General features: G+C 69.8%; 6 protein-coding genes. 2 read left to right on the top strand and 4 right to left on the bottom strand.

Annotated elements, in window-relative coordinates; genetic code table 11:
• The 4 genes from AC1HC7_RS07200 to AC1HC7_RS07185 form a co-directional block, all read right to left on the bottom strand.
• A partial coding sequence (locus AC1HC7_RS07200; RefSeq protein WP_479498857.1) for a sigma-54-dependent transcriptional regulator occupies positions 1–1294 on the bottom strand: 1294 nt, incomplete at its 3' end.
• A gap of 27 nt (positions 1295–1321) precedes the next feature.
• Positions 1322–1717, bottom strand: a complete 396-nt coding sequence (locus AC1HC7_RS07195; RefSeq protein WP_479497857.1) for a hypothetical protein — start codon at positions 1715–1717, stop codon at positions 1322–1324.
• 197 nt (positions 1718–1914) lie between these two features.
• Complete coding sequence (locus AC1HC7_RS07190) at positions 1915–3573, bottom strand: thiamine pyrophosphate-dependent enzyme (protein ID WP_479497858.1); 1659 nt, start codon at positions 3571–3573, stop codon at positions 1915–1917.
• A gap of 1 nt (position 3574) precedes the next feature.
• The gene (locus AC1HC7_RS07185; protein ID WP_479497859.1) at positions 3575–4789 is read right to left on the bottom strand and encodes an acyl-CoA dehydrogenase; all 1215 of its coding nucleotides are present in this window, start codon (positions 4787–4789) and stop codon (positions 3575–3577) included.
• 143 nt (positions 4790–4932) lie between these two features.
• On the opposite strand from AC1HC7_RS07185, the gene AC1HC7_RS07180 reads away from it, so the two are divergent.
• Both AC1HC7_RS07180 and bmt read left to right on the top strand, forming a co-directional pair.
• Entirely contained in the window at positions 4933–5841 is a 909-nt protein-coding gene (locus AC1HC7_RS07180; protein ID WP_479498856.1) for a LysR family transcriptional regulator, read from the top strand.
• A 309-nt stretch (positions 5842–6150) separates the two neighbouring features.
• On the top strand, positions 6151–7290 hold a 1140-nt coding region (gene bmt, locus AC1HC7_RS07175), incomplete at its 3' end, for a betaine--homocysteine S-methyltransferase (protein ID WP_479498855.1).

The raw sequence follows: 7290 nt of genomic DNA, 5'->3' as shown, positions 1-7290 counted from the left end.
CCCCCGCCAGGCCCCCCGCCAGACCGCCCGCCAGACCGCCCGCCAGACCGCCCGCCAGACCGCCCGCCAGACCGCCGCCCGGCCCGGCGGCGCCGATCCCGGTCCGGGCGCCGCGCGCGCGGCTTGCCAACAGCTCCATGGGCAGCATCTGCTCGGTGACTTCCTCGGCGTCGTTCAGCACCACCACGTTGCGCAGGGTGTTTTGCAGCTGACGCACGTTGCCGGGCCAGGCGTGGGCGCGGAAGATCGCCTTCACGTCCTCGCTGAGACGGCGGAAATTCTTGCCCTCCTCGCGGCTGAAATCGGCGAGAAAGCGCTCGGCGATCTCGAGCGCGTCGTCACCGCGATCGCGCAGTGGCGGCAGATGGATCGGCACCACGTGCAGGCGGTAGAACAGATCCTCGCGAAAGCGCCCGGCGCGCACCTCCTCGACCGGGTCGCGGTTGGTGGCGCAGACGATGCGCACATCGACCTTGTGGGGCGTCGCCGCGCCCACCGGCTGGATCATCGAGGTCTGCAGGAACCGCAGCAGCTTGGTCTGCAGGCCCAGCCCCATCTCGCAGATCTCGTCCATGAACAGCGTGCCGCCATCCGCCGCCGCGGCCGCGCCCATCTTGTCGGCGATGGCCCCGGTGAACGAGCCCTTCAGATGCCCGAACACCTCGGATTCCAGCAGATCGCGCGGGATCGCGCCGCAGTTCAGCGGCACGAACGGCCCGTTGGCGCGGTTGGACACGGCGTGGATGGCCTGGGCGCAGATCTCCTTGCCGGTGCCGCTTTCGCCGGTGACGAACACCGTGGCGGTCGAGCGCCCGATATTGCGCACCATGTAGTAGATGTCGGTCATCGCCGGCGAGGACCCGACGAACCCCTCGAACCGCCCCGCCGCGGCCGGCGGCTCGGCGCGCGGCGGGTCGCTGGACAGAGAGGCGATGGCGTTGTCCACCGCCGAGATCAGCCGCCGCTCGTCAAACGGCTTCACCAGAAAATCAAAGGCCCCGCCGCGCATCGCCTCGACGGCGCGGTTGATCGAACCGTTGGCGGTGATGACGATGATCCGCGATCGCGGGTTGGTCTGCATCATGTCATGCAGCAGGTCGATGCCGTCCGCATCGGGCAGCAGCAGATCAAGCAGGATGATGTCGTTGCGATTGCGCGCGAACTCGGACCGCGCCGCGGCGGCCGTCAACGCGCAATGCACCCCGTGACCGGCCTTCTTCAGGACGGTTTCATAGACCATGGACAAGGACGGCGTGTCCTCGACAAGCAGTATCGGCGCGTCCGGCGCGGCCATGCCAGGATTCCCCCAGGAAAAGCGAAATCAGCGATGCCCGATCAACTGCAGGACTTGCCCGGTCTCCGTCAAGAGCGCATCGGCCAAAGGCGCGATCTCGGTCATGCGCGATTCATTGGCCAGCGCGTTGATCTTTTCGGCCTGGCGCTGCAGCGGCGTGGCCCCGATCGCGCCGGCGACGGCGATCATCACATGGGTGGCGCCGCGCATCGCGGTCTCGTCGCCGGCGTCGGCGGCGTCGGCGATGACCTTGCGCTGCCGGGCCAGGTCCTCGCCGACCTTGGACAGCAGCTCGTCCATCATGTCCGCGCCGATGGATTGCGCCAGCGCGTCATAGATTTCGGGATCAAGATGTTCTTCGCGAACCGGATCCGATGCGGGATCCTGATTATCCAACCTGCCCCCCGGCATGTCGTCCTCCATCATCCAACTCGTCCCCAACGAGTGTTCAGACGCCCCTGCCCAACGCGGGCCGCCGTGATTGCCGCAGAGTAGCGCAATCGGGCCGTATTGTAAGCATGCCTGTTCATTTTTGTTCAGGCCATGCGCAAATCGGGAAGGACTGCGCCAACGGCCCTAACCCCCTACGGGCAATTGCATAACAATTGGCGAACCCGGCTTCACCCGTCGAGCCGCCGCCCCGGCGCGATGACCCGCGGGTCAAGCTTCAGGTGCAGCGCCGCAGGGCCCCTGCCGGCATTGGCATGGGCGCGCGCGGCCGTCAGCGCCGCGGCGAAATCGGCGTTGCGCGTCACCGTCGCGGCCATGGCCCCGCAGGCCCGCGCCAAGGCCGCGAAATCCGGGTTCTTCAATCCGGTGGCGTGGGCGCGTCCGGGAAACCGGTTTTCCTGATGCATGCGGATGGTGCCGTACATGGCGTTGTCGCAGATCAGCACCACCGGCGAGGCCCCGCATTGCGCCGCCGTCGCCAGTTCCAGCCCGGTCATCTGAAAACAGCCGTCCCCGGCGAAGCAGAACGCCTCGCGCGAAGGGGCGCGCAGCTTGGCGGCGATGGCGGCGGGCAGGCCGTAGCCCATCGACCCCGAGACCGGCGCCAGCTGCGACCCGAAGGCCCGCCAGCGGTGGAAGCGATGCAGCCAGATCGCATAGTTGCCGGCGCCGTTTGTCATCACCGCATCGCGCGGCGCCGCGTCGCGCATATGGGCGATGACGTGGCTCATGGTGAGATCGCCGAGATCCTCGGGCGGCGCGTCGGACCAATCGCGATAGGCGCGGTTCTCGGCGTCGACGGACCAGCGCCGCGGCGGGTCGAGCGAAAGCGCCGCCTCCAGAAACAGGCGCGGCGCGGCGTTGACCGGCAGGGCGGGGACATAGATGCGGCCCAGCTCCTCGGGCCCCGGATGCACATGGATCAGCGTCTGGCGCGGCGCCGGCATGTCGAACAGCGTAAACCCCTGACTGGGGTTTTCGGAACAGCGCGCGCCGATCATCAGCACCAGATCGGCCCCGGCGATGCGCCGCACCAGCGCCGGGTTGGCCCCCAGCCCCAGATCGCCGGCGTAATTCGGGTGCGTCCCGTCGAACAGCGCCTGACGGCGGAAGGTGACGGCGACCGGCAAGCCCCAGTTTTCGGCGAATTCCTGCAATGCAGCGACGGCGTCGGCATCCCAGCGGCTGCCGCCAACCAGAATGATCGGGCGCTCGGCCGCAGCCATCAGCCGCGCGAATGCGGCCATCGTTTCAGGCGCCGGCGCGGGATCGGCCACCGTCACGCGCGGCCCGGGCGCCGCCGCGACCCGGTCGCGCAGCATGTCCTCGGGCAGCGCCAGCACCACCGGGCCGGGGCGGCCCGACATGGCCACATGCCAGGCGTGCGAGAGGATTTCAGGGATGCGGGCGGCGTCGTCGATTTCCTCCACCCATTTCGCCAAGTCGCCGAAAGTCTGGCGGTAATCGACCTCCTGAAACGCCGCGCGCCCGCGCATGGCGCGCCCGATCTGGCCCACGAACAGCACCATGGGCGTGCCGTCCTGCATCGCCACATGCACGCCCGCGGCGGCGTTGGTCGCCCCCGGTCCGCGCGTGACGAAGGCGACCCCGGGGCGCCCGGTCAGCTTGCCGTCGGCCTCGGCCATCATCGCCGCCGCGCCCTCGTGCCGCGCGCCCACGGTGTCGATCGGGGCGTCGCCAAGCGCGTCCAGCGCCTCCAGATAGCTTTCGCCGGGGACGCAGAACACCCGGTCGACGCCCTGCGCGATCAGGCAGTCGACCAGAAGCCGCCCACCGCTGCGCGCCGCCGCCATGTTGTCCCCGGTCATGTCAGAAAAACGCCATCAGGCCGGTCTGGGCGCGCCCCAGAATCAGCGCGTGCACGTCATGGGCGCCCTCATAGGTGTTCACGGTCTCCAGATTCTGCGCGTGGCGCATCACGTGGTATTCGGCCTGAATGCCGTTGCCGCCGTGCATGTCGCGGGCCATGCGGGCGATGTCCAGCGCCTTGCCGCAATTGTTGCGCTTGATGATCGAGATCATCTCGGGCGCCGCGCGGCCCTCGTCCATCAGCCGCCCGACCCGCAGGCTCGCCTGCAGCCCCAGCGCGATCTCGGTCTGCATGTCGGCGAGTTTTTTCTGGAACAGCTGGGTCTGCGCCAGCGGCCGCCCGAACTGCACCCGGTCCAGCCCGTATCGGCGCGAGCGCAGCCAGCAATCCTCGGCCGCGCCCATGGTCCCCCAGCTGATCCCGTAGCGCGCCCGGTTGAGGCAGCCGAAGGGGCCCTTCAGCCCCTCGACATCGGGCAGCAGCGCGTCTTCGCCGACCTCCACGCCCTCCATGACGATCTCGCCGGTGATCGAGGCGCGCAGGCTCAGCTTGCCGCCGATCTTCGGCGTGCTCAGCCCCTTGAGGCCCTTGTCGAGCACGAAGCCGCGGATCTTGCCGCCATGGGCTTCGGACTTGGCCCAGACCACGAACACGTCGGCGATGGGCGAATTGGAGATCCACATCTTGCCGCCGTCAAGCCGGTAGCCGCCGTCGATCTTCGTCGCCCGCGTCTTCATCCCCGCCGGGTCCGACCCCGCATCCGGCTCGGTCAGCCCGAAGCAGCCGATCCATTCGCCGGTCGCAAGCTTCGGCAGGTATTTTTCCCGCTGCGCCTCGGACCCGTAGGCGTAGATCGGATACATCACCAGCGAGGATTGCACCGACATCATCGACCGGTAGCCGCTGTCAACGCGCTCGACCTCGCGCGCCACCAGCCCGTAGGACACGTAGCTGGCGCCGAGGCCGCCGTATTGCTCCGGCACGGTGACGCCGAGCAGCCCCATCGCGCCCATCTCGCGAAAGATCTCCGGGTCGGTGGTCTCGTTGAGATAGGCGTCGGTGACCCGCGGCATGAGCTTTTCCTGCGCATAGGCGCGGGCGGACTCGGCGAGCATGCGCTCCTCGCCGGAAAGCTGGTCGGCGAACAGGAACGGATCCTCCCAGCTGAAGCTGGCGAGCGACGGGGCGCTGACGGGATCGAGCGGGGCGTTCATGGCGAGTCTCCTGTGGCGGCGCGAGATGCGGGTGATCGCCCCCCCGCGCATGTTGTTTGGGAATGAATGCAAAACCGGGTGCGCCATTGCAACCAATATTGCGCCATGACAGGCGGGGAGTTCATGCGCTATTGGAATGAACCATGTCATATCCGCGCCGATTCCTGCCCGCCACCGCCCTGCTCGCCGCCTTCGAGGCCACCGCGCGCACCGGCTCCATGACCGCCGCCGCCGGCGAACTGGCCCTGACCCAAAGCGCGGTCAGCCGTCAGGTGCGCGCGCTGGAAACCCAGATCGGCGCGGCGCTGTTCACCCGCGCGCGACAGCGGGTGCGCCTGACCAGCGCCGGCGAGACCTATCTCGCCGAAATCAGCCGCGCGCTCCGGATCATCGGCGCGGCGTCCCAGAACCTGGCGGTCAACCCCGATGGCGGCACGCTCGATCTGGCGATCCTGCCCACCTTCGGCGCCCGCTGGCTGGCCCCGCGCCTGCCCCGGTTCCTGCAGGCGCATCCGGGCATCACCCTGAACCTGACGACGCGTCTGCGGGTGTTCGATTTCGCCGCCGAGAGCCACGACGCGGCGATCCATTTCGGCGCGTCCGGCTGGCCCGGAACCGACTCCGCCTTTCTCATGCACGAGACCACCGCCCCCATGTGCGCCCGGGCGCTGGCGCGCCGCCACGGCATCGCCGGCCCGGCGGATCTGGCGCGCGCGCCGCTGCTGCACATGGCGACCCGCCCCGACGCCTGGGCGGAGTGGCTCGCCGCCGAGGGCGCGCCGCCCCCCGCCCCCGGCGGCGTCACCTTCGACCAGTTCGCCACCCTGGCGCGCGCGGCGATGTCGGGGCTGGGCGTGGCGCTGTTGCCGCTGTTCATGTCCGAGACCGAACTGGCGCGGGGCGAACTGACGATCCCCTGCGGACGCCCGCGCAAGAGCGCCGGCGCCTATTGGCTGATCTGGCCCCGGGACCGCGGCGCCCACCCGCCGCTCACCGCCTTTCGCGACTGGCTGCAGACGGAAGCGGCCCGCCCCGCCACCGGCTCCGGCTGAGCATTCGGCAGCAGGTTGGCGCTTCGGAAACGCGATCTTCACCCACGCCTTCGCCAATCCAGAGGTTTTCGCCCCGTCCTTGACCGGCTTCGCCGGCCTGCGGTCGGAGGCGACTCGCCGGCGCGCAGACCCTTGCCCCCGCGTCCCAGGCCGTTCCCCAACCGCGCGCCCGCAAGATCGATCCGCGCGACATCGGCCAACGCCGCACCCAACGCCGCATCCGTCCCATGTCATGACGCCGGGCGCGTTGCGCCGCCCGCCAATCCATGGCATGTGTCGCGCCTGATTTCGCACCAAGGAGGCGCGCCAATGTCCGATCTGCTGCAAAAGCTGCTGTCCGAGCGCGAATGGCTGATGGCGGACGGCGCCACCGGCACCAACCTGTTCGCGCGCGGCCTCGCCCATGGCGACGCGCCCGAGAACTGGAACCTCAACGAGCCCGAAAAGGTCCGCGCCCATTACCGCGACTTCATCGAGGCCGGCAGCGATCTGGTGCTGTCCAATTCCTTCGGCGGCACCGCCAACCGGCTGAAGCTGCACGGGCTCGACGATCAGGTGTTCGAGGTGAACCGCGCCGCCGCGGCGCTGCTGGCGCAGGAAATCGCCGCCGAGCGCGAGAAATCGGGGCGCGAAATCATCTGCGGCGGCGACGTGGGCCCCACGGGCGACCTGTTCCAGCCCATCGGCCCGCTGTCCCATGCCGATGGCGTCGCCGCCTTCGCCGCGCAGATGCAGGGGCTGAAAGCCGGGGGCGCCGACATCCTCTGGATCGAGACCATGTCCTCGGAGGAAGAACTCGCCGCCGCGCTCGAGGCCGCCGCGAATGTCGGCCTGCCCGCGGTCTCCACCATGTCTTTCGACACCAACGGGCGCACCATGATGGGCGTGACCCCGTCGCGGCTCGGCGAACTCGCCCATGTCTGCCCGCACGCCCCCGCCGCATGGGGCGGCAATTGCGGCACCGGCGCGCCCGACCTGCTGATCGGGCTGATCAGCGCCGAAGACAACGTCCGCGACGGCGACATCCTGGTCGCCAAGGCCAATTGCGGCATCCCCGAATACGTCGACGGGGCCATCCGCTACTCGGGCACCGAGGCGCTGATGGCCGATTACGCCTGCCTCGCGCGCGATCTGGGCATCCGCATCATCGGCGGCTGCTGCGGCACCACCCCGGCGCATGTGAAGGCCATGCGCGCGGCGCTGGAAACCCGCCCGCCCGGCCCGCGGCCCTCGCCCGCGGACATCGTCGAAAAGCTCGGCGCAGTGACCGGCGCCACGATGGAGCTGCTCAACGCCGCCGACGCCGCCCCGACCCCGCGCCGGCGCCGGCGCCGCGGGGCCGCCGCCGGACCGCGGCGCCGCCCCCCCGCCGCCGGACCAGTTAGCCGGACACGGAAAGACCGTCGCCCCCCCGCGCCCAACCCCCCGCCCCGCCGAAGGCGTCACCCA

The sequence above is a fragment of the Oceanicella sp. genome (assembly GCF_056449545.1).
This window is presented reverse-complemented; position numbering and strand designations above follow the sequence as displayed.